This window comes from Flavobacterium gilvum (assembly GCF_001761465.1).
Taxonomy (GTDB): Bacteria; Bacteroidota; Bacteroidia; order Flavobacteriales; family Flavobacteriaceae; genus Flavobacterium; species Flavobacterium gilvum.
In genome coordinates, this window is the sequence record NZ_CP017479.1 from 3517852 (window position 1) to 3544018 (window position 26167).

The 26167-nt window shown below is 35.1% G+C and carries 15 protein-coding genes and 1 other RNA gene; 5 read left to right on the plus strand and 11 right to left on the minus strand.

Translation table 11 applies throughout. The annotated features are described in order from the left end of the window. Positions 1-15: 15 nt before the first annotated feature. Both EM308_RS14295 and EM308_RS14300 read right to left on the minus strand, forming a co-directional pair. Entirely contained in the window at positions 16-1242 is a 1227-nt protein-coding gene (locus EM308_RS14295; protein ID WP_035635240.1) for an enolase C-terminal domain-like protein, read from the minus strand. Between the two features lie 11 nt (positions 1243-1253). After that, positions 1254-2675, minus strand: a complete 1422-nt coding sequence (locus EM308_RS14300; RefSeq protein WP_157503417.1) for an alpha-L-fucosidase — start codon at positions 2673-2675, stop codon at positions 1254-1256. A gap of 409 nt (positions 2676-3084) precedes the next feature. On the opposite strand from EM308_RS14300, the gene EM308_RS14305 reads away from it, so the two are divergent. Next, complete coding sequence (locus EM308_RS14305) at positions 3085-3987, plus strand: AraC family transcriptional regulator (RefSeq protein WP_035633329.1); 903 nt, start codon at positions 3085-3087, stop codon at positions 3985-3987. 116 nt (positions 3988-4103) lie between these two features. On the opposite strand, the gene EM308_RS14310 is transcribed toward EM308_RS14305, so the two are convergent. The 6 genes from EM308_RS14310 to EM308_RS14335 form a co-directional block, all read right to left on the minus strand. Then, a complete protein-coding gene (locus tag EM308_RS14310) occupies positions 4104-6023 on the minus strand; it encodes a RagB/SusD family nutrient uptake outer membrane protein (protein ID WP_156101290.1) in 1920 nt (639 codons plus the stop codon). A 20-nt stretch (positions 6024-6043) separates the two neighbouring features. Next, positions 6044-9373, minus strand: a complete 3330-nt coding sequence (locus EM308_RS14315; RefSeq protein WP_081907214.1) for a SusC/RagA family TonB-linked outer membrane protein — start codon at positions 9371-9373, stop codon at positions 6044-6046. A 774-nt stretch (positions 9374-10147) separates the two neighbouring features. Beyond that, a complete protein-coding gene (locus tag EM308_RS14320) occupies positions 10148-12226 on the minus strand; it encodes a beta-N-acetylhexosaminidase (RefSeq protein WP_035633334.1) in 2079 nt (692 codons plus the stop codon). A 124-nt stretch (positions 12227-12350) separates the two neighbouring features. Continuing rightward, a complete protein-coding gene (gene nagB, locus EM308_RS14325; protein WP_035633336.1) occupies positions 12351-14288 on the minus strand; it encodes a glucosamine-6-phosphate deaminase in 1938 nt (645 codons plus the stop codon). A 357-nt stretch (positions 14289-14645) separates the two neighbouring features. Next, positions 14646-16247, minus strand: a complete 1602-nt coding sequence (locus tag EM308_RS14330) for a RagB/SusD family nutrient uptake outer membrane protein (RefSeq protein WP_035633338.1) — start codon at positions 16245-16247, stop codon at positions 14646-14648. A gap of 11 nt (positions 16248-16258) precedes the next feature. Further along, complete coding sequence (locus EM308_RS14335) at positions 16259-19276, minus strand: SusC/RagA family TonB-linked outer membrane protein (RefSeq protein WP_035633371.1); 3018 nt, start codon at positions 19274-19276, stop codon at positions 16259-16261. 268 nt (positions 19277-19544) lie between these two features. Between EM308_RS14335 and EM308_RS14340 the strand changes: the two genes are divergently transcribed. The 3 genes from EM308_RS14340 (at position 19545) to EM308_RS14350 (ending at position 22907) form a co-directional block, all read left to right on the plus strand. Next, entirely contained in the window at positions 19545-20585 is a 1041-nt protein-coding gene (locus tag EM308_RS14340; RefSeq protein WP_035633340.1) for a sensor histidine kinase, read from the plus strand. Next, entirely contained in the window at positions 20575-21276 is a 702-nt protein-coding gene (locus EM308_RS14345) for a LytR/AlgR family response regulator transcription factor (RefSeq protein ID WP_035633343.1), read from the plus strand. The genes EM308_RS14340 and EM308_RS14345 overlap by 11 nt, the downstream gene beginning before the upstream one ends. Before the next feature lie 191 nt (positions 21277-21467). Next, positions 21468-22907: an MFS transporter gene (locus EM308_RS14350; protein ID WP_035633345.1), complete on the plus strand. Its 1440-nt coding sequence runs from the start codon at positions 21468-21470 to the stop codon at positions 22905-22907. A gap of 224 nt (positions 22908-23131) precedes the next feature. Here EM308_RS14350 and fsa read toward each other — a convergent pair whose 3' ends face one another. From fsa to ffs, 3 genes are all read right to left on the minus strand, one after another. Further along, positions 23132-23788, minus strand: coding sequence for a fructose-6-phosphate aldolase (fsa, locus tag EM308_RS14355; protein WP_035633347.1), 657 nt, complete (start codon positions 23786-23788; stop codon positions 23132-23134). A 141-nt stretch (positions 23789-23929) separates the two neighbouring features. Beyond that, entirely contained in the window at positions 23930-24733 is an 804-nt protein-coding gene (locus EM308_RS14360) for an SDR family oxidoreductase (RefSeq protein WP_035633349.1), read from the minus strand. A 179-nt stretch (positions 24734-24912) separates the two neighbouring features. After that, positions 24913-25010, minus strand: an RNA gene (ffs, locus tag EM308_RS14365) — signal recognition particle sRNA small type. Positions 25011-25098: 88 nt separating this feature from the next. Here ffs and EM308_RS14370 point away from each other — a divergent pair. Next, a complete protein-coding gene (locus EM308_RS14370; RefSeq protein ID WP_035633373.1) occupies positions 25099-26148 on the plus strand; it encodes a glutaminyl-peptide cyclotransferase in 1050 nt (349 codons plus the stop codon). Positions 26149-26167: the final 19 nt, after the last annotated feature.

Genomic DNA, 26167 nt, shown 5'->3' on the forward strand with positions numbered 1-26167 from the left:
TAACTAATTGCTAATTTAAAATTCTTTCAAATCACAACTACTACCGGGTTCCATAGGCGTTTTATACACTCCGCCTTTAATATTCACCGGATGCACGAAATGTTTTTGAAGATGTGGAATATGTTCCAAAAACAAAGCTTCGTGTCCCATCGAAATATGATTGAATAACACCAAATGCTGGTGCAATTGTCCCATATCACCTACGTGAGGAACTACTGGAATTCCATATTTTTTGCACAATAAACTCACCGAAATAAATTCACTCACCCCACCAACTCTCACTGCGTCTACCTGCATAAATCCAGCACTTTTTGTTTGAAGGTAATTCTTAAAAATAATACGGTTCGGAACGTGTTCACCCAATGCTAATTTTGTTGGAGCTATGGCTTCTGCCAAAACTTTATGCGCTAATACATCGTCTGGATGCGTTGGTTCTTCAATCCAATACGGGTTCATCGATAGGAATTGAGGACAAATCTCCAATGCCTGCGGCAATGTCCATTGTTGGTTGGCATCCAACATAATTGTGGCACTATCACCTGCGGCCTCTCTTACAAGGTGCGAACGACGAATATCGCGTTCAAATTCTTTGGAACCTACTTTCAATTTCATGGCGGTAAATCCCTCGGCCATTGCTTTGTGGACATTTTCCCTTACTTTTTCATCGCTGTAATTAAACCAGCCAATAGAAGTATCATATCCCGGATATCCTTTTTCTATAATTTTAGAACGCTCTTCTTTCCCTCCTATATTCGATTGCAACAATTCGATTGCCTGCTCCTTGGTCATTTCATCTTCCAAATAAGAAAAATCCAAAGTATTTACAATTTCCTCTGGTTTCAAATCAATCAATAATTTCCAGAGAGGCACTCCCCTTTTCTTTGCCCATAAATCATAACAGGCATTGGTCACCGAAGCCAATCCCAGATGCGCCACACCTTTATGGGGACCCAACCAGCGAAACTGTTGCTCATTGGAAAGCTCATTGAAAACTTTTCCAAAATCAGCCATTAATTCTTCTATGTCTCTTCCTTTTAATTGATCGGCAAAAAATTGTGCCGCCTTACAAACCAAATCATTTCCTTCTCCCAAGGTAAAGGCAAATCCGGTTCCTGTATGTCCGCTGTCGTCATGCAAATTTGTAACGGCATACGAATAGATTGGGTTTCTGTGAATGGCATCACTTCCCGCTCCGCTCCCCAAAGGATAGCGAGCATCAGCTGTTGATATCTTGAAAATCATTTGATAGTAAATTAATTATTTATAATAGGTAATTTTTCGGCATTTTTATCCAGTTCCAAAACAATCACTGAATTTATAGCATCTGGCAAAACTTTTGGTAAATTGATCAATACTCCAAAATCTTTATTTTGGGCAAATGAAACAACATCACCATTCATGAACTTCGCCGATTTTATTTTGGCATCAGCCAAAACCGGCAGAATAAGTTTATCTGCATTTCTTTCAAAAATATGCAAGTAAATAACATTTCCTTTTCGAGTTGTAGCATAAGTACTGTTCGGTTTATAAGGTCCTCCTTTGGTTCCATAAATAGAAGTTCCATATTTACCAAGCCAAACTCCCATTTCTTTCAATCGCTCGATTTGTCTGGCTTCTATTCGACCATCTGCCATTGGGCCGACATTGAACAGTAAATTTCCGTTACCACCCGCCGTTTTTGCCAAAGTTTGAATACATTCCTTTAAGGTTTTCATCTTGTCGTTGGATTTCCAAGCCCATTGATTGCAAATCGTGATACAACTTTCCCATGGGAAGTTCATTTCAATATTTCCAATCCTTTGTTCTGGTGTATCAAAATCACCCACCATCTTACTGTGATCTACTGTATTATCACCAATTCCAGATATTTCTTTACCCAAGCGATTATTAATAATTAAATCTTTCTTAATACTTTTCAGATATTGATATATATCAACTCCCATTTCATTAGTCCATGCGTCTTCCCACATACCATCAAACCAAAGCATATAAGGATCGTAATTGACAACCAACTCTTTCAACTCATTTTTCATCGTCTGTCTAAATTTATCCATATTTGCATTTGGATCAATTTTTTTTGCTCTATCATGCAGGGGATAATTCTTGTCATGCCAATCTAAAACCGTGAAGTAGATACAAAATTTAATGTCGTACTTTTTACAAGCTTTGGCTAATTCCCCAACGATATCCTTTTTAAATGGCGAATTCATAATATTATAATCCGAAAAAGCAGTTGGCCAAAGGCAAAAACCATCATGATGTTTTGCCGTAATTGTTATATACTTCATACCCGCATCTTTCGCCGTTTTTACCCAAGCATCGGCATCAAACAATATGGGATTAAATTCTTTGTATAGATTATCATAATCTTCCGTTTTGACTTCATTTCCTCGGCTCCAGCCAATTTCGGTACCACGAAGAGTAACTGGTCCCCAATGAATAAACATTCCAAAACGCTTATCCATAAAATCATCCATCACCGCTTTTGAAGTTTTAATATCTGCACCCAACTGCTGAGTACTTGTCGTACTTGGCAGTTGAGCATTTGCAGACATACAACCTATCAAAACAAAAAAAACATAAAAAACCAATTTGTCCAACCAGTATCTTCTTGCATTCATGCAATTCAACACATACAATTGCTGTCTCTTTATATATATCAAAATCTTTTTCACTTAATTTTTTTTTTTAATGAGCTATTGTAAGCAAATTTATCGGTAACTTATTTCAAATTAAATAGTGTATTCAATTATTATAATGGACAATCTTATTATTATTTGTTAAAAAAACGACTCAGAGTATCTAAAACTCATATTTATAACTTTTTTAATAAAAAAACAGAACCTGTAATTCTTTATTTTATCAAATACCACTAACTATTTAACAATTATAATTCCGTTTCAACATCAATTATACATAGAAAGACGTTTTGATTATTATCCTTATAAATTATTATCTTACTAAAGACAAAACCTGAAAAAAACCATTTGGAAAATGATTTATAAATGCTCATTAAAATAATTAATCAAACAAAATAAAATTGTATTTTAGCACAAATTGCTTTTTTACAACATTCCAAAGAATATGAAAATTTTTAAACAGCGAGATGGATTTCAAGGTGAAAAATTAATATCGTTACCCGATACTATTTGGCAAAAAGCCATAAAAGAAAATCCAGTGCTAAGTCACTTATACATAACTCATATTGGTTATTTCCCAAAGGCAGCTTATCATTTTAGAAAACGAAAAAGCGGATGCACTGATAACATTTTTATTTATTGTTTGCGAGGCAAAGGTTGGTACACGATTAATGACAGACGTTTTGATGTCAACCCTAATCAATTTTTTATAATTCCGGCAACCAATGAACCTCTAAGTTACGGAGCCGATGAAAATGATCCGTGGACTATCTACTGGATTCACTTCAGCGGTTACGACATGGATACATTCAATTCAAGTTTCAACATAGGCTTATTGGATGGCCCTCACCAAATTGCCTACAACGAAAAAGGAATAAATTTATGGGAATCAATGTACCAAAATCTAGAAAAAGGTTATGGTAAAGAGAACATTACCAAAGCTAATTTATGCTTATATCATTTTATCGCGTCGTTTCTGTTTCCTGATGTAAATATTAATGAAAAGAAACAGGACGAAAAAGACTCCATCAGCAACACGATTGCATATATGAGAACTAAATTGGCCGAAAAACTCACATTGGAAGATCTAGCTCTCATGAACGACCTCTCACCTTCGCACTTTTCATTACTATTCAAAAAAAGCACTGGAATGGCTCCGTTGGATTATTTTATCCATTTGAAATTACAACAGGCCTGTTTGCAATTACTGACATCTGAGATTAAGGTAAAAAAAATTGCTTCTGATTTGGGATATGATGACCCTTATTATTTTTCGAGACTATTCAAAAAATACATGAATATGTCCCCATTACAATATCGTTTTTCGCCTGCTTCAAAATCGTCGTAAGAGATTGTAGTTTTTTTTTAACTTTCTTTAAACAAATAAAAAATCTCCTGTCCGAGACATTACTATGAATGACTCAAACAGGAGATTATTTTTTTGATTGTAATCAAATAATCAGATTACCATCCTGGATTTTGTTTTATGTTTGGATTAAGTACAATTTGATTGGTTGGAATCCATTCCAAATAGTATTTATCCAACCATCCTTTACCAATTTTGGTAGGATCGTCAAAACGTTTTACGTAACCCTCATTCGCATTGGCAGTGAAGTCTCTGTTTACCAACGGAAGGATTGAAGCATTCCATTTAGCACTTGGAGTTGCAAGAACGTTACCATTGGCATCAAGATTTCTCCAATTAGCTCTTATAACATAAACCCCCAAATTAGGCTGATTTACATAATATGGAGCTTTTTTCCAACGACGTACATCTTGGAATCCAAATCCCATACCCATCAACTCAGACATACGTTCACGACGGATTTCCCACAATACTGGAGCAACCGTTTGGTCACGTGCTGTATCCCATCCGGCATCAATATTGGCAACTATCATATTGGCAACACCCACTCTTGGACGCAATTTATTAATAGTTATATCAGCAATTGACTGAGTAAACTGCCCTCTTTCATAACTGGCTTCAGCCAAGTTCAACAATGTTTCTTCAATCCAAAAAACAGGTTTATCAGCAACGTTTCCGTTAACATCATCATCCCATGTATGGTAATTTCTCCATAAAGTATAACCAGTCCATGAACCAAATTGAGGAGCCCCAACATCGGCAATATTCGGAGAGTTAAAACTAGTCGATGCTCCACCAAACCAAAGCACAGGAAGATTCTTAGATGTACCAGGGAAAGCAGTTTTCACAACATTAATAAATTCCATATTATCAGTAACATCAGGATCTCCCGCATAATACCCTACAGAATTGTAAGTTGAACCATCGCTATAACTTGGATTTGGTGACCCTCCAACAATACTAAGCTTTCTACTATAAGGAGGAACAACTGTTCCTATCAAACGCAAATCACGGTTACGAAATTCCTTAAACATTGTTCTATCTCCTTGATAAAGAGGCGAAGTCGAAATTGGTCTACCATCTTTACAAAGATAATTCTCAACAGTACATTTTGGCATATCATAAGCCAAAGCAGTAGTTTTTTCATAACGGCTACTGAAATGTGTGAAAACACCTGGCTCAAATTGCTTGTACAAGATAATCCCTGGATAAGTTGATAAATCATTAGAGTTTAACAACTGATCATAACTAGCGGCAACACTAGGATATTTGGCAGCTAATAATTTAGACACACGAATACACTCATCCAAATATTTATCAGAATCCCCTAGTCCATGGTATTTTCTCCATGTTCCTTCGAACAGGAAGAAACGAGACATCAAAGCTTGTACACAAGCGGTATTGATTGTGTTTACACCATCTCCAGCAGGTCTAATATGCGTTTCGGCCCATTGTAAATCGGCTAATACATGATCTGCGACTTCTTTACGAGGAGTACGAGGACCGTAAATAATATCTGTATCATCTTCTTGAACAACTTGATCAATCCAAGGCACATCCCCAAAACGAGAAATCAACTCATAATACGAATAAGCTCTCCAAAACAACCCTACTGAACGGTAATGATCTTTGTCGGCTTGGGACATTTTACTCCCATCAATATTTTGAAGCATTAGATTAGCACGCTTAATAGCGCTAAAAGTCCAACCGTTTCCAGTTGCTCCAGTCACTTTTAATTGTGTACGCATCTGATTACCATCAACCGTTTTATTTTTCGAAGTAAGCCACCCCCCAAGCATATCTCCATTATAATTACTTTGGTTAGCATCCATACCTCGGTAAAAATTGTTCGTGTCAGTAAATACTCCATAATAACCCCAAGCAAAAGTCTTGAAATTCTCTGCTGTTACAAAAGCCGTTTTTTCCGAAAGGGCATCTTTTGGATATTTCTCCAAAAAATCATCATTGCAACTCGCCAAAGCAAGCATTGCAGTGATTCCTAATATATATTTTTTCATTTTCATAATTTTTTTCAGTATTAAAATGTCATATTTAGACCAAATGATGTAGTCTTATAAAAAGGATACCCCCAACTTAAGCTCTCTGGATCTCTTCCTTTTTCAAGATGCGACCAAGTGTATGGATTTTCAACAGAGCAGAATACTTTAAAGGAATTCAGACCTGCCTTTTTTACAAATTTTGACGGTACATTGTATCCAAACGTTACGTTTTTCAAACGCAAGTATGAAGCATTCACTAAATAACGATCTTGAATTTTGGTATTACTACCAACGTTCGCATTTTCGTTATAAAGACGCGGATAGGCCGGATTAGGATTAATTGGTTGCCAATTACCATTAGCAGGATCAATCGGTTGCCAGTAATCTAACTGGTGTGAATACACAGTTGCAAAGTTTCTATCAAGAAGAGGGAAATGCAACATATCTGAAACCCAAGCATCACGTTTTCCTACTCCGTTCATTGCAAAAGACAAATCAAAGCCAGCATAATTCACCCCTCCATTTATACCATAAGAATAGCGGGCAGTAGTATTCCCAATAACTTGTCTATCTCCTGGATCATCTACTGTGTTCATACCAGCGTCAATTTCATTCGCTTTTGAAGTTCCTTTGTCAGATAAGTTTTTATATTTTACATCTCCTGGACGTACAGCTGTTCCTTTGATTGAAGTTACTCCATCTTTAAGTACCCAATTATTTGTTTGCCACCCGTCTTTAAAATCTTCTATAGTATAATACCCGTCATTTTTGTACCCCCAGATTTCACCTAATTTCTGACCCACATAATAAGTAGAAGTATTTGTATATTCTGCTGATAACAGACGAGATGCATTATCATATTTGGTAATTTCAGTTTGCGAATCATATAGATTCACCCCTACATAATACCCTACTTGGCCTATTTTGTCTCTCCAGCTCAAAGAAGCTTCCCATCCTTTGGTTTCCAAATCGGCTGCATTTTGAAGTGGAGCCGTTGCCCCCACTACAGCAGGCAATTCCATACCTGGAGCCAACATCCCTGTTGTTTGACGAATATAATAAGCTCCTGATCCATTCAAACGTCTATTGAACAAAGCGATATCAAGACCTACTTCAGAAGTTGCAACCATTTCCCAAGTATAATCCTGACGTACTAAAGGAGGCATCCCGAGTGTAGCTGGTTGCGTAGTCCCTACAATCCAAGGCGCTCTGCTCGGATCCATTTTTGGAGAGTACCCATAAGCTGGAATATTTTGGTTCCCAATTTGTCCCCAAGATCCACGTATTTTAAATTCATCCAACCATTTATCACTCCAATCCATAAAACTTTCTTTAGCTACTTGCCAACCAGCAGATACTGAAGGGAAGAAACCAAATCTTGTTTCTTTTGGAAACTTCGAAGAACCATCATAACGACCATTGGTTTCCAAAAGATATTTGTCCTTATAATTGTAATTTACTCTGTAAAAACTACTTCTAATACTGGTATCAATAAATCCATCACTTGCGATCGTCTCACCTACAGCAGTACTAATAGATGGCAAGTCTGAATTGATTATTTCTTTACGATTAACATTCAAAATTTCACTATAACTTCTTTCCTGAGAAAAACCTTGCATTATTTTAAATCTGTGGTCACCACTAGGGCTGTTAAAGCTATACGAAGCATAAGCATTTAAAGAGCGGTACTCATTATTCCCCTTGTTATTGCTATAGGACTGCACCGGAGGATTAGTAAATGCAGTTGATGGAGTTACAACCATATTGGTCTCTATATAGTCTGTACTCTTCGTAAATGTTTTGGCATCGGTGAAAAAATCATCCATAGTGTACTCTGCCACACCTTCAAATCCCTTGAAAGGTGTTAAAACGGTACGGGAAAAAATTCTGGTTTCCTTTCTAATGTTTTGATCAGGATATCCATATTTAATATAATTTTGAGGAGCCGAGAAAATAAATGTAGGACCATTCAAATCAGTTGATTTTGGAACATCTGTGTCAACTGGCGTGAAATTAGGCAACTGACGGTAGATTGGTCCCAAAGTTACCAATGATCTCTCTGAAGTGTTGTATTTGAAATCCAAAGAGGTGTTCAACCATTTGGCTAAATCTGCACTTACATAAGAACCTAAATTGTATCTTTTATACATATCCTTGTTTGTAATCAGCGGACCGTCATTATTAACAGTACCTAAAGACATGCGATACGTAATTGTTTCCGATCCTCCAGAAGCAGAAAAATCATGAGTTTGTTGAAATCCATGATTATCAAATATTCCATTTTGAATATTTGTATCTTTCAAATAATAGTAATTATTAGAATCACTCGCTGGCATAAATCTGCCTTCAGCCTGAAATTTACCAGGATTATTGGTTAAGAAATTAGCTGGATCAGCATTATAATCTCTGATGTATTTTTCCCACACTACATAATTCTGTCTAGTAGGTCCTCCTACTAGAGGAGTATTACTCCAATTTGCAAGAGTATGCACTATGTCTGCAATTGGAGCCTGCTCCACTTGATTGATTGGTGAAGTGAAAGCAAAGTTATTATTATAGTTAAAAACTGTTTTGGAGTTTTTCTTAGCTCTCTTAGTAGTAACTAGTACTACTCCAAAAGCCGCTCGCGCACCATAAATAGCAGTAGAAGCGGCATCTTTAAGTACCGAAACCGACTCAACATCCTCTGGATTCAACATATTAATATCCCCCTCAGCATTGTCAATCAAAACAAGTGCTGATGGTGGTGTAACACTACCGTCACTGTTAATTGTACCACTAATTGAGGTAACACCACGTATATTAAAGGTTGCTGCAGCACCCGGCGTAGAAGGGTTAGTAACAGTAAGCCCCGGTACCGCACCTTGAAGTGCTGCTCCTACAGTAGTAATAGGACGATCTCCTAAAACTTCACTCATTTTAACTTGACTTACAGAACCTGTTAAGTTGGCTTTCTTTTGGGTACCAAATCCCACTACAACCACCTCATTAAGGTTTGATGTAGTTTCTTTCATTGTAGAATTTATAACTTTTCTGCCATCAATTTTGGCAGAAGAAGTTTCCATTCCTAAGTAAACAAATTCTAAAGTTGAATTTGAATCTACATCCTTCAAAGAGTATTTACCATCAAAGTCGGTTGTGGTTCCCCCTTTGGTTCCCTGAACACGTACAGTAACGCCGGGAATGGGCAACCCCTTAGCATCCGAAACTTTTCCGGACACTACAATTTTGTTTTGAGCAAAAGACAACAATGTAAATAAAAACATTATTGCTGTCAAAAACATTCTTTTCCCCAGATTTGCAAATCCACCCATCACGACTGATGAATCCTGAATTGTGCAACAATGGTTAGTGTAATTTTTTTTCATACAAATAATAATTAGTTCTTGTTTTTTGGAAATAAAATTTTAAAAATCTTTAATTTTTGGAGGATAAATCATTATCCCAATTTCAATTTTTAATCATAGGCAACTATTTTAATCAATTTTGTTAGTTAATAATTCATTTAATACAAGAAAAAAGATGTATTAAGCTATATCGTTATAGTAAGATTTATAATCTTTACCCTTTTTTTAAATCAATTTAGTTAGTAAAGCTTTTAATAAAAAAAACATTCAAAGAACTGTATATCAGCTATATCGTTTTAGTAGAGCTTTTAAAAAAATTTCATTGACAATTTTGTTGTTAATAAAATCTTAATTTTTAAACAAACGTATCTCATCAATTACTGAAATAAAATAGATAATTTTATTATTATGATGGACAATATTATTATTTGACTAATTCAGAAAATCTCCTTATTAATCATGATTAGTAATCTACTACAAATCATAATTTCATAAGTATTCGTCAGTAGAAAAAAACTTACACTAAAGAAAAACATTTACATATTCCAATAGTCTTTCATTTGTTTTTATAACAAAATACTTATTTTTATCAGCAATGAGCAAAGAATTAACATTGCAGAACTCACTATGCAGAAAACCACACTGTTATAACAAAAAAAACCTGGTGAAAAAATCACCAGGTTCAATAGAATGCTCCCTGTAGAAAGCATCTGTAATTCAAAATAAAAAATCAACTTAAAACACTAATAACCAAATCAATTTTAAACGATTATAACTTTTATTTTTGAATCATAATTATAATTTAGCTTGAACTAACTTTCTTAAACTATTATACACCGCTAGTTCGACATCGGCGTAATCTTTAGAATTACATTTTTCGAGTAGTCCGTATAAAGAAGAATCATCCAAACCTTGCTTGTTGCTAATTTTGAGTAAAAGTTGTTCGGATAAATCACTCAAACTTTTCGACAAAGGCAAAAGTGGCTGAACCAAAGGCGCATTATTACTCAGAACCAATAAATCCTTGTCCATGCGAACCCATTTGTTCAAATAATTGGCTACAGCAATTTGATTTTCATTTGTTTTACTGTTCAGATAATTGGTTACAGCTTCATTGAATCCTACAGCATCAGAAGCGTCTGGAGTACATACATCGGCAAATAATGTTAAAGGAGAATACATTTGATATTCTGTTCCGCCTTTATTTCGAGTATATCCTTTAAGTGGTTCGCAAACATTTGACAAATCAAGTAATGCATCACTTTTTTGATTATTACTGATATTTCTCAACAATCTTTCTTTGTTTTTTAAGTGCGTCAAGCCAAGCTCTTCCAATCGAAATGAAATTACGTTCAGCCTTTTTCGCATACTTTTGATATCGGTAACATTTTCATTAGACCAAAAACGTTCGGCAATTGCAGCTGTTCTTGGCCAAATTCTAGAATCAATGGTTTCTGGCGAAACCAACTCGGACCACATTGTAGCTTCACCTCCCAAAATTCTTCTTTTTTCTTCATCTGTCAATGAACTGTTTTTCGGCATTGGGTCTACCGTGTAATGTTCTTCAACTCCTAAAACCAAATCAATATAATATCCATTGGATAACACCGTTTTGTAACCTCCTTTGGCGGCATCTACCAGCGATTTGCCTGCAGGTTTTCCTTCATTAGCTCCCTTCCATGAATGAATAATTGCGTCTTTAGACATATTCTTGGTCATTATTTCTTCCCAACCCATCAATACTTTTCCGTGTTTTTTTAGCATCGGAATTAATTGCATGGTAAAATACGTTTGCAATTCATGGTTGTTTGCCAATTGATGCTTCTTTTTGAATTCCTGAATTTTAGGATTGGAGTCCCAATCTTTTCCTTCATTTTCATCACCCCCTATGTGAAAATATTTTCCTGGAAAAAGCGGACAGATTTCATCCAAAAATTCATTTAATAATTGATACGTTTTTGGATTTGAAGGATCTAATGTAGGAGTAAAAATCCCTGCATTTCTTTCGACGCTATACGACAGCACTTGTGTAAACTGTTGTCCTTTTTCACCTGTATTCAGGTTTAAGTTCACCACTTTACTTCCTATTTCGGGATAAGCGGTTAATATTGCAGATCCGTGACCCGGCACATCCAATTCGGGTACTACCAAAATACCTCTGTCTGAGGCGTATTTTACCACACTTTTTATTTCTTCCTGAGTGTAATAATTCCCATCAGATGCCATTTGAATCAGTTTCGGATGTTTTTTCATTTCAATTCTCCAACCTTGATCATCTACTAAATGCCAGTGAAAAACGTTCATCTTGACTGCTGCCATACCGTCCAGATTACGTTTTATCACATCAATTGGCATAAAATGTCTTGCTCCGTCAATCATCAATCCTCTCCATGTAAATCTTGGAAAATCAGAAATTTTGGAAACCGGAAAATAAAAGGAATTATTATTGTTTTGCACCAATTGCAGCAAAGTTTCCAATGCGTGTAAAGCTCCTACATCGGTTGTGGCATTTATTGTAATTTTATTGGCAGTTATATCCAACATATAACTTTCATCTTCATATAAATCAATTTTACCTGCTCGCACACAATTGATTTGCAACTGAGCATTGGGAACCTCATTGAGCGCCGTAATAAATCCCTGCTGAATAAACTGACCTGTTCTTCCGTCCAATCTCCTCAAGAAATTAGTTGCTCCCTGAAATATTCTTTCATTTGGTGCTCCCGTTATATTCACTTTAAAATTTTTGGTCAAAAGAAAACTACCTTCAGAAAGTGTTATATTTTGAGGCCAAGGCATGATATTCAATTGCTCTTTGGTAATTTGAGCAGATGAAACAATAGATGCGAATAAAAAAATTACAATGTATTTCATTTTATAGAAAAAATTTAAAAAATGTTGTTTAAAAAATAAGGGCTAACCCCCAGAATTTGTAGTTTATTCAAAAAACTTGGGGACCAGCACCTTGATAAACAAACACATGAAACGAAATCAATTACTAATATTCAAATCGTTTAAAAGCCTCAATTGCTTCATATTCGGCAAGACCTAATTTGTCATATAAGCGCGCGGTATTTTTATTTCTGTCCTCGGCTCTAACCCAAAATTCTCTCGAATCATTTCCTTGGAACATAACCCTGTCTTTTTGAGATTGATGGTATAAAATGGCTTGTCTTTTCAACATAACCTCATCTGGACTCAACGGAACCGCCATATCGATTTCATGAATATCCCACTCGTGCCAAGCCCCTCTGTACAACCACAACCAACAATCTTTCATAAAATCTTTTGGTTTTAATTCTTTCAGCGCGGCAAAAATTGCGTTCAAACACACTTCATGAGTACCGTGAGGATCAGCCAAATCACCAGCCGCGAAAATCTGATGCGGTTGAATTCGCTCGATGATTTCCTTCACAATTTCAATGTCTTCTTTTCCCAAAGGCTTCTTTTGAACCATACCTGTTTCATAAAATGGCATATCCAGAAAATGAGTATTTTCGTCTTTCAGCCCAATGTATCTCGTTGCGGCATAAGATTCACGTCTTCTGATTAAGCCTTTTAATTTTCTGACCTCATCGGTATCGGTTTGATCTATTGACTTAGAATTAATAGAATCAATTACCGATTGGAAATTAATCCCCGAATTATCTCCGCCAACAAAATCATTACAGACTTCGGCAAACTTCAACGCCTCATCATCGGTTACAGCAATATTTCCCGAAGTTTGGTAAACAACATGTACCTCATGTCCTTGTTTAATCAATTTGGCAAATGTTCCACCCATCGAAATAACATCGTCATCTGGATGTGGACTGAAAAGAATCACCCTTTTCTTTGCAGGATTTGCTCTTTCGGGTCTATTGGAATCATCTGTATTTGGTTTTCCGCCCGGCCATCCTGTAATGGTGTGCTGTAGGACATTGAACATATTTATATTCAAATCATAAGCAGAACTCCCTGCAGCCAGTAAATCGGACATTCCGTTGTTATTATAATCTCTGTCGGTCAATTTAAGAATGGACTGATTAGTTTGCTGGCAAAGCCAAACAATGGCTTTATTTTTCAGTTGCTCAGTCCAGATACACTCCCCTACTAACCAAGGTGTTTCCAAACGAGTCAATTCTGAAGCAGCACCTTCGTCTAAAACAAAAGTGGTATTATTATGATTTTGCAAAAAAGTAGCCGGAATTTCAGAGCTGATTTCCCCCTGAATTGTTCTTTTTACAATAGAAGCTTTGTTTTGTCCCCAAGCCAACAGAACAATTCTTTTGGAACGAAGAATGGTCGAAACTCCCATTGTTACGGCTTTTTTGGGGACATTCCCTATTCCGTTAAAATCTCCAGAAGCATCAACTTTGGTGATATGATCCAAAGTTATAATTCGGGTTCCAGAATTAATATGCGAGCCTGGCTCATTGAATCCCACGTGCCCAGTGCGCCCAATTCCAAGTAACTGAAAATCAAGTCCACCCGCATTTTTGATGTTCATTTCATAATCAACACAAAACTGATTCAAGCCTTCTAATGCAACTGTTCCGTCTGGAATATGGATATTTTCTGGTCTGATGTCCACATGGTCAAAAAGATGCAGGTGCATAAAATAATGATAGCTATGATTGCTTTCCTTCGGCATCGGGTAATATTCATCCAGATTGAAGGTCACAACGTTATCAAAGCTCAACCCTTCTTCTTTGTGCATACGAACCAATTCCTGATACACTTTAATTGGTGAAGAACCAGTTGCTAATCCCAATACACACTTTTTATTTTTTTCTTGTTTGGTACGAATTAAATCGGCAATTTCTCTGGCAACAATAATTGAAGCATCAGTTGAGTTTTTGAAAATTACGTTATGAATTTTTTCAAAACGAGTATCTTCAAACTGACCTGCTTTTTTGAAGCTAATGTCATTGGCAATCGTAGATGTAGTCCTCATGTTTTTTTAATTTATATTTAAATCCAAAAGAGTAAAATAACTGTAAGATCAAATCCTCAATCACAATATTCATGCCTTTTGGTCTTTCTTCAAATTTAATTCTAATTATTTGAAACAAAACCCCTAAAGTCCTGTCTATATGTTATTTTTTTTATAAAAAATAAAAAAAGAAATTTCAATGATAATAGGCTCTTAAAACAAAGTAAAAATCACTTCTCAAATCAGAGCAATTGGCTATATAAGCTTTTGAAAAAATCAATAAATAAAATCTTGCAGCATCATTCAAAACTTCATTTCTTTTTATGTCCAGACAGGCTTTCACCTGTCTGGAATAAAACTAACTAAGAATAACTATTCCTAAAAATTTGGTCCTGTAGTATCCCACCAAAGTCTGGTTGCTCCATTGTCTGGACCTCCCAATAGCGCTTGCCCTGTTTTAAGTCCTTCTGGATTTCCTGCCAATTCAGATGGGGCAAAACCAGTTCTTCTTACACCAGTCGCAGTACCTATGACACCGTTACTTTTGTTCACTACCACAGGGAACAATTTAGGATAACCTGTTCTTCTCCATTCAGACCAAGCTTCTTGTCCGTCTGGGAAACCAGCAATCCATTTTTGAGTAATAATCTTTTGCAATTTAACTTCATTAGAAGCAGCATTATCCCAAGCTATTGTCACTTTATTTACTGCAACTCCATTATTGGCTGCATCTACAGGATCAACATAATCTACAGGCATTTTTGTATTGTTTGCAATATATGCAGCGGCTTCTCCGGCAAGGTTCTGCTGAACGAATGAAGCTGTGATACCGGCATTGTATAAATTACCAGCTGTGTCTCCCATATTCCATCCTCTCAATGCACCTTCTGCTCTAAGGAAATACACTTCGGCAGTACTCATCCAAACTGTTTCTGTTGTATTAACCACTTTTCCAACTCTTGAAAAATCAGAACGTAACGCTTTTGCTTCAGGTTTATCGGCAATTTCGATACCGGTTCTAATTCCTTTATATTTTCCAGGAAATTGCGTTGAAGTATTAAAGTAAACCGCAATCCTTGGGTCTCCATAACCAACCAAATTGGATTCCATATCGGCAGACATACAAATATCAGCCCAAACACTACTAACCTCATTTACAGGATTTTTAAATCCGCTAAGGAATGTAAACGTATCTCCTTGACCTTGCATAACTCCATATTTTTGAGAAACCGCTTTTTCGGCCTGAGTTTTAGCCAAAGTTGGGTTTTTCTTTACGATACGCATTGCCAATCTAAGACGTAATGAATTTGCAAATCGAGCCCATTTCGCATAATCTCCTTTGTAATTAGACAAATCTGAAGAAGCAATAATGGATTTCCCTCCCGCATCAGCACTTTTGGATAATTGAGTAACTGCTTCATCCAGCTCAGCAAACATTTGATTATAAACATCTTCCTGAGAGTCGTACTTTTTAACAGCCGCTTCAGAACTGTATTGAGAATATACTATTGGTCCATAAATATCGGCTATTCTGTGCATAGCTTCAACTTTTAAAACCAATGACATTGCATAAATTTCAGGATACAAACCTTTAGTTTTGGTTTGATGTTCTACTTTTAACAAATTAGCCATTATATCTACGTATGCAATATCCCAAGCAAATCCATTCCAACCATTGATAAGATTGTATTGTGTATTGTTTGATCCTCCTGCAAAACCTGTAGGAGTTGCCATATAACCAGACCAGATATCTCCCTGAAGGTTTTGTTGCACTTGATACATCCATACAGGATCCTGTTTGAAAACACCATTGAAAACAACTTTAAGAGGTCCTCGTATATTGCCAAAATCTTGTGCTAATAATTCATCTGTAGCTCCCTGCTGGTTTTTGTTAATTGATTCAAAATCACTAGTACAACTCGCAATAACGGCTAACAAAGACAGACAATAAACTGTCTTTTTTATAGTATTTAATTTCATAATTCTAATTCTTAAAAAGTTACATTTAAATTAAGCCCTAAACTTCTTGTAGATGGAAGTCCAAAAATATCAACTCCTTGAAGAGCTTCTCCTGTACTTAACGCAATATTCGGATCAAATGGAGCATCTTTGTAGAAGAAGAATAAATTTCTACCCACTAATGATAAACTCGCTGATTGTAAAAATGGTAATGATTTTACATTAAAATTATAACCTACAGACAACTCTCTTAAACTAACATTGGTAGCATCGTAAACATACTCAGACAGAGCTCCATTTTTTCCTCCCACTTTTGCATAATATTTATCTGCTGCAATGCTTGAAACCGGGGTACCTGTACTAGAAACGGCATTTACAGAAACACCACCTGCATTTTTGGCATCACCATAAGCTTTAGAAACACCATATTGATCATTCATTGATTGTGTCATACTCATTACATCTCCTCCAAATCTTCCGTCAATAAGCACATTGGCAAAGAATGATCCAAATTTGAAAGTATTTGCCAAACCTAACATGTAATCAGGATTTGCATTTCCAACATTTTCGTAGGTTTTTGTAACTTGAACATCTCCATTAGTATCCAAAAGAAGTCTTCCTTGACCATCTTTTACAAGCGTGTGTGCCTGAAGAACCCCAAACGGCTCACCTTCAACTAATGAATACTGATATCCTTGGTTATCACCTTTTGTCAAATTGATTTGTCCTCCAAGTTCTGCTGGAATTTCTTTAACTGTATTTTTATTTTTAGAATAGTTTAAAGTTACATCCCAAGAGAATTTTTCAGTAGCCATAACTTTTCCTGTCAAAACAACTTCTAAACCTTCATTGGCAATTTTTCCTGCATTGATAGCGTAGAAAGTATATCCAAAAGGATTCGTTGTAGGAGCAGGAACCTGAATGTACTGGTTCTTAGTTTCTGAATTATAATAAGAAATCTCAAATCCAAGTCTGTTATTAAACATTCTCCATTCTGTACCAATTTCAAATTCAGATTTTAATTCTGGTTTTAATGATTCACCCGGTCTTGGTCCTACCGGAGGATTGACGACAATACCACCAATAATTGTAGATGTAGGCGAAGTAACTCCAGGAGGAATATCGTTACCTACTTGTGCGTAAGTGGCACGTACTTTACCAAAACTAATCCAATCTGGCAGGGTTGTCATTTGGCTAATGATACCTGTCATACCCACTGATGGATAAAAGAATGATGAATTATTTGTATTTACCAATGTAGATGACCAGTCATTTCTTGCTGCAACATCTAAAAACAACATTTCTTTATAACCAAGTGTTGTAGAAGCAAAAATAGATTGAACCTCTCTATTTGATCCTGCAGTTTGTTGATTTGCTTTATTATTTGTAAAATTCCCTAAAGTAAACCAGTTAGTATATTCCAAACCTCCATTTGAAGTTCCTGAATTTAACATAGTCATTTGGTTTGCATTGGTATTATTCAAACTTGTCCCAATAATAGCATTGAAACTGAAATCAGAACCAAAATTAGTATTGATTTTTGCCATAAAATCAGCATAATTTTGAGTACTTATTGTATTTGAATTAATATAAGTACCATTTATATTGGCCAAAACTGTTGAAGTCGTTGCGTGTATTTTTTTATCAAAACCACTCTCAATACGATTATAACTGTATCTTCCCGAAAGGTTCAACCAATTATTAACTTTATAATCCAATGCCAATGTTCCTGTAAAGAAATGATTGGTGTCTACAGATTTTGCTCTGTTTAATAACCAATATGGATTTTGCACCACTTCATCAATTGCAGGATAATTTTGAGCATAAATATTTCTTATTGGATCAAAAACTTCATAATTGTTTTTGTAATTTTCAAAAACATTTCCATTACCTCTTGGCATCAAGTAAGTTCCCGCAATTGGGTTAAAATTAAGACCATTCAAAGGTCTGTTATTAATGACTTGAGAAGTATATTTTCCATCGGCAGAAATAGTTAATTTATTATCAAAAAACTTTCCTGTCTGACGAATTCCAAAATTGTTTTTGTTTAAATCATTCTCTGGCAAAATGCCGCTTGCAGAAGTATTTGAATACGTCAAACTTGTAGTAGCTACAGATGAACCTGTAGAAAATCCAAGAGAAGTGATTTGAGTGATACCTGTTTCAAAGAAATCCTTAACATGGTCTTCAGTATTTTCTTTTGCACCAGAACTATTATATTCTGTTTGAAACTTAGGCAAATATGCAGCTGTTTCAAAAAGAGTTGTAGAAGATGCTGTCAAATTGGCTTTTCCTTCTTTAGCTTTTTTCGAAGACAATAAAATAACACCATTTGCACCTTGGCTACCATATAAAACAGATGCTGCAGCTCCTTTAAGAACGGTCATTCCTTCATAATCATCTGGGTTAATCAAGGACACGACATCTCCACCATCTCGATTACCACCATTTTTGTCCCCAGAAATATCTGTTGGTTGTGTTGAAGAACCGTTAAACAAAGGCATACCATCAATAACATAAAGTGGTTGATTATTTGATACTGACGAATTACCACGTATTACAACCTTGGTTGAACCACCAACACCACCAGCCGATTTTGTCACGGCAACACCCGCAATTTTTCCGGCAACAGTGTTTATTAAGTTAGCGTCTTTTACCCTTGTCAACTCCTCACCTTTTAGTTCTTGAGCAGCATAGGTCAAAGATTTTTTGGTTTTTTTCACACCCAATGAAGTTACAACTACTTCGGATAATGATGTAGAACCCGATTCGGTCATTTGAATTTTAACAGTATTAGATTCTCCTACAGTAATATTTTTGGTTTCATATCCTAAATAGGAAATCACCAAAGTAGCACCTGTTTTGGCTTCAATGCTAAAACCTCCATCAAAATTTGTTGATGTACCATTGGACTCCCCTTTTACCACAACATTTGCTGCGGGCAAAGGCATGCCTTTTGAATCTGTAACCAAACCCTTGATTGTTTTTACTTGCGCAAGCGTAACCTGCGTGGCAAAAACAACCATAACGATTAATAGAATTTTTTTCATTTTTTGATATTTTTTGTTAGTTATGGGATAAAAGTATAAGAAAGGCTTTTCTGAAAAAAAAAATTTAAACCAACAACATCGTTTTTTAAACCAACGACATTTTTTAATCAATAATCCGTTTTTCGAAAACGTTTTCAGTAATATTATTGAAACCCATATTTATGTTTTTCAACATTTTTTTCATCAAAATGCTTTTTTTAATGACAAAATGATTATTGTTGCAAAATAAATACGGTGGCTTTATTTCCCATACACCTGAAATGCTATTATGAAAAAAACAAACTTCGAGATAAAACTTAGTAATCATGTCTGGTTCTGGCTAATCTGGTTTCTTTTTAATTATTTACGTTGGGGTGCTTATTTCAATGATTATAAGTATTCCTTCAAATCAAATTTGTTAGAATACGCACTCCACATCCCTTTTGTTTATTTCAACATATTGGTACTTATACCTATGTATGTATTAAAATCAAAATACATTAAATACACTATTTCTCTATTTGCAACTCTTGCCGTCATTTATTTACTAAAAACTGGGCTAACCTATTATATAATCACAAAAAACATCTGGCCCGAGGCCAATAGAGATTACAGACCGTTTGAACTAAATCATATTGTAGCCGTAACTATTGGAGAAATTTATGTACTTGCAATTGCGTCTTCTTTCTACTTGATGCTAACGTGGATACGGGAAAGAGATCGTAATAAAGCTATTTTGGAGAATCAGAATAAAATCAAATTAAAGTATTTAAAAAACCAGATTCAGCCACACTTTTTTTTTAATACCTTAAATAACTTATATGCATTGTCGCTGGAATCATCAAACAAAGTGCCCAATGTTATCATTAAACTTTCCAATTTAATGGAATATGTATTGTACGATATTGAGGGAACGAAGTTTGTGCCGTTGATGAAAGAAATCGATTATATTCAAAATTATATCGAAATCGAAAAGCTCCGATTTGAAAATGTAGAAGTCAACATAAATCTGGAATCGGATCTTGATAATATAACAATTCCTCCTTTGTTATTTATTTCTCTGATCGAAAACGCTTTCAAACACGGAGGTGCAAACAACAAAAACCTTAAAATAAAAATTAATTTCAGAGTAGTAAATTCAAAGCTTGAATTTGAAATAATAAATAATTTTGTAATTTCACCCCCTCCAAAATCAAAAAAAGGAATCGGATTGTCGAACACAAAAAAAAGGATAAAACTAATTTTCAAAAACAATTTCGTCATACAACAAATGGTTAAATTCAATTTTTTTATTATCAAAATACAAATCCCTTTATATAATGAAAATTAAGTGCGTATTAATTGATGATGAACCACTGGCAATAAAAGTATTGCTCAATTATTTTGAAAATTTTTCTGAGTTTGAAGTTGTCGCTACTTTCAATAATTCATTAGAGGGACTGGAATTTATTAATTCAAATACTGTTGATGCTGTTTTTTTGGACATTAATATGCCGATGATGACAGGATTTGAATTAATCCGTTTGCTCGAAACCAAAACCCGGGTTATTATTACCACTGCTTTTAGGGAGTTTGCTGCCGAAAGTTATGATTTGGAAGTATTGGATTATTTGGTAAAACCTATTCCGCTTCCTCGATTCATAAAATGTATTCAAAAAATCGAGGCCGAATACAATTTGAAAAACAATATTAAAATTGAAAACCATCGTGTAGAACCACACATTTTTATCAAGGTGGATAAGAAAATGGTAAAAATCAATATTGATGAAATTCTTTTTATAGAAGGAATGAAAGAATACATAAAAGTGGTTACACCCGAAAAAACGTATATCACCCACAAATCATTAAGCTCACTAACCGAAGAATTGCCAGCCGAAAGATTCATGCGCACGCATAAATCCTTCACAATTGCGCTCAATAAAGTAAAATCCATAGAAGGAAACAGAATACAGATTCTGACCCATAATATTCCAATTGGCAGAAACTACATTAAAGAAGTCAAAAGTAAAATTTTGGACTAAACATCCTATTTTATTTACGTATTCACTTACAACAAACTGTCATTTGTTGAGAAAATAATGTTGTTCATATAAAAGTAAAAAACTTTACATCGGAAAATTTTTTTTTAAAATCGGTAAGAAATATATTTACAGTCTTGCAGCATCAAAAAATTAATTAATTAACCACAAAAAAAATTAAATTTTAGAAAATTATGAGTACAGAAAATTCAAAAACCAACTGGGGGCAGTTCATCCCCTTAGCTAGCGTTTTCTTCTTTTGGGGATTTGTAGCTGCAAGTAATGACATCTTAATTCCTGTTTTTAAGACAGCATTTAATCTTACACAGGGAGAAAGTCAATTGGTGGCTTTTGCATTCTACATCGCTTACACCGTAGGTTCACTTATTTATATGGGAATCTCAGTTGCAATAAAAGAAGATTTGGTAAACAGAATAGGTTACAAAAATGGATTATCGGTAGGATTATTCATTTCGGCACTTGGAACGCTTTTATTTTATCCTGCGGCAAATACAGGCTCATTCACCTTAATGTTGGCAGGACTTTTTATAGTAGGACTTGGATTTTCATTACAGCAAACCGTTGCAAATCCGTTATCTATTGCCTTAGGTCCAATTAAAACGGGATCACAACGTTTGACACTGGCTGGAGGTATCAACAATTTTGGGACTACAATTGGACCATTGATTGTAAGTTTTGCTATTTTCGGTTCAAGCGCAGAAGGAAACACCACAGCAAGTATCGAAAGCGTTAAAATACCTTATTTAATTCTTGGATTCGCATTTTTGGTAGTGGGTATTTTATTAAAATTCTCATCACTTCCAGACAAACCAGAATTGATTGAAGAAGATGATTCTCATGACAAAATAGCTGTAAAAACATCAGCTTTACAATACCCACAATTAGTAATGGGGATGATTGCCATTTTCTTATATGTTGGTGTTGAAGTATCTACAGCAAGTAACTTACCTGCTTATATGGAAAGTAAATTAGGTTTCCTAACCAAAGACGTGGCACCTTATATCTCTTTATACTGGGCGAGTTTAATGATTGGTCGTTGGACTGGAGCTGTAGAAGCCTTTACCGAAAACATGAGTTTGCTAAAAATATTACGTTTTATCGCACCTTATCTAGCTTTTGGAGTGTTTTTGGCTGTAAATGCAATTGCTAATCACGACTTAACTCCTTTCTACGTTTATGGATTGGTAATTTTGGTGTTGATTGCTGCCGACATGGCGAGTAAAGGAAATCCTGCGCGAATGCTTTTGATTTTCTCAGCTTGTGGTATTTTGGCAACAACCATAGGTATGACAACTACAGGAATAGTGAGTGTTTACGCCTTTACTAGTGTTGGTTTATTCTGTAGTACACTTTGGCCTTGTATCTTTACATTGGCGGTAAGCGGACTTGGTAAACATACCAGCCAAGGAAGTAGCTTCCTTATCATGATGATTATGGGAGGTGGATTTGTAAGTGTGTTCCAGGGTAAAGTTGCCGAATTCATTGGAATTCAATCCAGTTATATTGTTGGTGTAATTTGTTTCGCTTATCTTGTATTTTATGCATGGAAAGTAAGTGCCATATTAAAAGCGCACGGAATCGATTTTGACAAAAAGATTGCAGGAGGACACTAGTAGATTGCAGATTTTAGACTGCAGATTGCAGAATTAAGATTTCAGACTGCAGATTATAAAAAATCCCATTTTGTTCATAGTGACAAAATGGGATTTTTTTTGATTCAAAAAAATAATCTAATCCATAAAAAAGTCCCATTTCGTACGAAATGGGACTTTACTTTTATATGTCCAAATTTGAATCCTTAATTCTGAAATTTGAAATCTGCAGTCTGAAATCTTAATTACTTGTTTCCTTTTTCGAAATCAGCAACAAATTGAGCCAAACCAATATCTGTCAACGGGTGTTTTAATAATCCTGTAATTGCTGATAATGGCCCTGTCATAACATCGGCACCAATTTTGGCACAGTTTACGATATGCATTGTATGACGCACAGAAGCCGCCAAAATTTGTGTTTCGTAACCGTAATTATCATAGATTTCTCTGATTTCTTCAATCAAGGCCAATCCATCTGTAGAGATATCATCCAAACGACCAATGAATGGAGAAACATAAGTAGCACCCGCTTTTGCAGCCAATAACGCCTGACCTGCTGAGAATACTAAAGTAACATTGGTTTTAATTCCTTTATCAGAGAAATATTTCGCAGCCATTACTCCTTCTTTTGTCATAGGAAGTTTAACAACGATTTGCTCGTGCAAATCGGCCAATTCTTCACCCTCTTTAACCATTCCTTCATAATCCAAAGCATTAACTTCGGCACTAACATCTCCATCAACCAAATTACAGATATCAACATAATGTTTCAAAATGTTGTTTTTTCCTGTAATTCCTTCTTTAGCCATCAAAGACGGGTTTGTAGTAACTCCGTCCAAAACGCCTAATGCTTGTGCTTCTTTAATTTGAGCTAAATTAGCTGTATCAATAAAAAATTTCATAATATATTTAAATTTAATTGTGTGTTTAAAAAATTAGGCGCAAAATTACGAAATCATTATCAATAACAATTGCAATTTTAACGACAATTTCAATTTCAAAAATTAAAACTCAAATCCCAATCGCAATTTCATTTTGAATTCCTAAAGTTTATAATGATTCATCAGCATTTTTTCATAAACCTTATCCGGAAGTACCCTTTTTAGAACAATAGAAAACTTTTGCATAAAAGCACCTACTTTGTAATGAATTTTTGGATTTGAATTTTGGATTACAGCATAAACAGCCTCAGCCATTTCATTCGGATTGCTTCCACTGTCCACGTGTTCATTCATCGTTTTCAGGTTATTCCCATAAGACTCTTCATAAGCAGAACCCTTTATCAACGGAGCATGAAAACGCCCAGCGGCAATATTGGTTGCAAAATCACCCGGCGCAATATTGGTAATTTGAACTCCAAATGGCTTTACCTCCATTCTTAAAGCTTCGGTTATAAGTTCCAAAGCTCCTTTTGAAGCCGAATAAACACTGCGATACGGCAAACCCATATAACCCGCAATGGAAGTGATATTTATAATCAAACCCGATTGTTGGGAACGCATTTGCGGCAAAACAGCTTTCATTACTTCGATTGGCCCAAAAAAATTGGTTTCAAAGTTATTTTTAATTTCCTCCATCGGAATTTCTTCCAAAGGCCCTGTAATTCCAACACCGGCATTATTAATCACAACATCCAACTTTCCGGAAGTCGCAATAATTTTGGCGACAGCCGAATGAATAGAATCTGCGTTTCTTACATCCAATGTAATCAAAGGAAAAACCGAATTAAGGACACGTTCCGGATTACGGCTCGTTCCATACACCACAAATCCTTTATGATGCAAAAATTCGCCAATAGACTTCCCTATTCCTGACGATGCTCCTGTAATTAATACAACTTTGTTCACTATTTTGAATTATAAATTATGAGTTATGAATTATGAGTTACTTGTGGGACAATTATCAGTTTCTATACTCTATTCTCTTTCTTCTTTTTTCTATTTTCTAAAAACTGTATTGGGTAAAAATAAAAAAATCCTCCCGAAGGAAGACTATATTTAAATAATTCTTGGAATAAAAAAAGAAAAAATGGCAAGCGATCTACATCGCACCGCTCAACCACGTACCCTTGCTATGTTCCCATCCTGGGGGAGTCTGCAGGAGCTGGTCGTGTAGGACTTGCCGGTGCAAATGTACAACCTTTTTATATTTTTGCAAGGACTTTGCTCTAAAAAAATAACGTTGTATATTGGTGGCTACTAAATTTCAAATCATGAAAAAACATAACATCTTAATTGCCATTTTATTAGGAATCTCTTTAGTGAATTGCGGAAACACAAAAAATGGTGAAAATTCTATTTTTACTATCGATGATTCTGCTTTTCCAGCACATTTTACATCAACAGAGTCGGTTTCGATAGGTATTTTAAATCCAAATTCAAAAGAAGTTGACAGTGTTGCTTACTTTGTAAATGACAAAAAAGTAGGTAGCACAAAAGGAACTGAAAAGTTTAAATTTGAACTGAAAGATCAAAAATTAGGCTATCAATATTTAAAAGCAACCGCATATTTTGGTGGAGATTCATCTGATGCAACCAAAAGAATAGAATTGGTTTCAAGTATTACTCCTAAGCTATTAAAATATAAAATCATCAATACGTTCCCTCACGACACCGCCTCTTTTACAGAAGGTTTTGAATTCCACAATGATACATTATGTGAAAGCACCGGGCAAAAAGGAACTTCTTATTTTAGAAAATACGACTACAAAACAGGTAAAATTTACAAACAAATTGATTTGGATGCCAAATATTTTGGTGAAGGAATTACTTTTATAAACGGTAAGTTATACCAATTAACCTGGCAGGAAAAAACAGGTTTTATTTATGATGCTAAAACTTTGAAACTGGAAAAAACTTTCACTTTTGAGAAAGACATCGAAGGTTGGGGAATGACCAATGACGGAACTTACATCTATCAAACTGACGGAACCGAAAAAATTTGGAAAATGGATCCGAAAACCCAAAAAATGATTGACCATATTAATGTATATTCTGGGGATTCCAAAATTAAAGCTATTAACGAATTGGAATGGATTGACGGAAAAATTTACAGTAACGTTTGGCAAAAAGACGCCATTGCTGTTGTAAACCCATCCACAGGAGATGTTGAAGGGATATTAAACATGTCTGGATTAAAAAAATTTATAAAAAACAAAAATGCAGATGTTCTAAACGGAATCGCTTATAATCCTAAAACAAAAACCATTTTTATAACTGGAAAATATTGGGATAAAATGTTTGAAATAACCGTTTCTGAATAACAAAATAATATTCAAGTTT

Coding starts and splice junctions, on each gene's coding strand:
- EM308_RS14295 (WP_035635240.1), bottom strand. CDS start 1,242: ATGATTTTCAAGATATCAACAGCTGATGCTCGCTATCCTTTGGGGAGC.
- EM308_RS14305 (WP_035633329.1), top strand. CDS start 3,085: ATGAAAATTTTTAAACAGCGAGATGGATTTCAAGGTGAAAAATTAATA.
- EM308_RS14310 (WP_156101290.1), bottom strand. CDS start 6,023: ATGAAAAAATATATATTAGGAATCACTGCAATGCTTGCTTTGGCGAGT.
- EM308_RS14315 (WP_081907214.1), bottom strand. CDS start 9,373: ATGAAAAAAAATTACACTAACCATTGTTGCACAATTCAGGATTCATCA.
- EM308_RS14320 (WP_035633334.1), bottom strand. CDS start 12,226: ATGAAATACATTGTAATTTTTTTATTCGCATCTATTGTTTCATCTGCT.
- nagB (WP_035633336.1), bottom strand. CDS start 14,288: ATGAGGACTACATCTACGATTGCCAATGACATTAGCTTCAAAAAAGCA.
- EM308_RS14330 (WP_035633338.1), bottom strand. CDS start 16,247: ATGAAATTAAATACTATAAAAAAGACAGTTTATTGTCTGTCTTTGTTA.
- EM308_RS14335 (WP_035633371.1), bottom strand. CDS start 19,276: ATGAAAAAAATTCTATTAATCGTTATGGTTGTTTTTGCCACGCAGGTT.
- EM308_RS14340 (WP_035633340.1), top strand. CDS start 19,545: ATGAAAAAAACAAACTTCGAGATAAAACTTAGTAATCATGTCTGGTTC.
- EM308_RS14345 (WP_035633343.1), top strand. CDS start 20,575: ATGAAAATTAAGTGCGTATTAATTGATGATGAACCACTGGCAATAAAA.
- EM308_RS14350 (WP_035633345.1), top strand. CDS start 21,468: ATGAGTACAGAAAATTCAAAAACCAACTGGGGGCAGTTCATCCCCTTA.
- fsa (WP_035633347.1), bottom strand. CDS start 23,788: ATGAAATTTTTTATTGATACAGCTAATTTAGCTCAAATTAAAGAAGCA.
- EM308_RS14370 (WP_035633373.1), top strand. CDS start 25,099: ATGAAAAAACATAACATCTTAATTGCCATTTTATTAGGAATCTCTTTA.